1 protein-coding gene is annotated in these 1,010 nt (G+C 31.9%); it reads left to right on the top strand.

What is annotated here, in order from left to right; all coding sequences use genetic code 11:
• Positions 1-50 precede the first annotated feature (50 nt).
• Positions 51-791: a hypothetical protein gene (locus DXN04_RS33875; protein ID WP_116857855.1), complete on the top strand. Its 741-nt coding sequence runs from the start codon at positions 51-53 to the stop codon at positions 789-791.
• Positions 792-1,010: the final 219 nt, after the last annotated feature.

Below are 1,010 nucleotides of genomic sequence, written 5' to 3'. Positions count from 1 at the left end.
ATTTTCCGACTTTGCAATGAATTTTTTGCTTTCGTGGCGATTGGATTACAATGATTGATTATCTTGAATATTGTGCTTTACAAGCTCTTTGTTATATTGAATATGCTAATTTTGATAATCAAGCTGCATTAAATATTAATTTAACTAGTGACGGATTTAAACAAGGAGGACTTGGTGCTGGTGTTACAAATTTAAATTGGGATAGATGGACAGCTTTTAATGGTAATAATCCTATTGTACAAACTTATTGGACTGCTGAACATAATATTGGTAATAGTAGTACAAACGGTGACAATTATGAATTAGGAAATTTTAATGCAGATGGAAGTAATTTAAATACTTATCCTGCTGTTTATCGTGGTATTCTAAATTTCTTTGGTGATATATGGACACTTATTAGAGATGTAGCTATTATAAATCGTAACGCAAATTATAATAGCGTTTATCTTCTTAAAAAAGGTGTTAATCATTCTGATATTACAATAGATAATATTCAAGATAAATGTTATTTTATAGGTGACCAAGCTAATAGTAATAATTTTATTACTGAATTTGATTTTAGATTTGGTCCTTATTTTGTTCCTAATAAAGTTGGAACTAATAAAAAAGCTGATTATAATTGGATAAGAGGTAATAATGGACAAGATACAGATAAAGCTGTTCGTGTGCTTCTGCTTGGCGGTGGCGCTGCTAGCGGTTCTTGGGCTGGCTCTGGTGACTTTCATTCTGCTTGGGTTCGGTCGGATTCTGATGCTCATGTCGGCTTCTTTACCACAGTTAAGCTTGATTAAATAAGTCCACGTGGAACTGTTGCTAGGAGTAGTTGGTTAATTAATTTGTTTTCTGTTTTTGTATTTCTCGATACTACTCCTGCAACAGTTTATTATAATAATATTAAAGGTTATATTTCTTAAGATGATTGACATTTAGATACAGTGCTTCTGCTTAGCAGTAACGCTAATAACAGTTCTAAAGCTAGCTCTAGTAACTTTAATTCTAATTGAGTTCAG

It is taken from the genome of Chitinophaga silvisoli, assembly GCF_003412465.1.
GTDB classification, from domain to species: domain Bacteria; phylum Bacteroidota; class Bacteroidia; order Chitinophagales; family Chitinophagaceae; genus Chitinophaga; species Chitinophaga silvisoli.
The sequence above is the reverse complement of the archived record's forward strand: the minus strand, read 5'-3'. Positions and strand labels throughout refer to the sequence as shown.

Coding starts and splice junctions, on each gene's coding strand:
- DXN04_RS33875 (WP_116857855.1), top strand. CDS start 51: ATGATTGATTATCTTGAATATTGTGCTTTACAAGCTCTTTGTTATATT.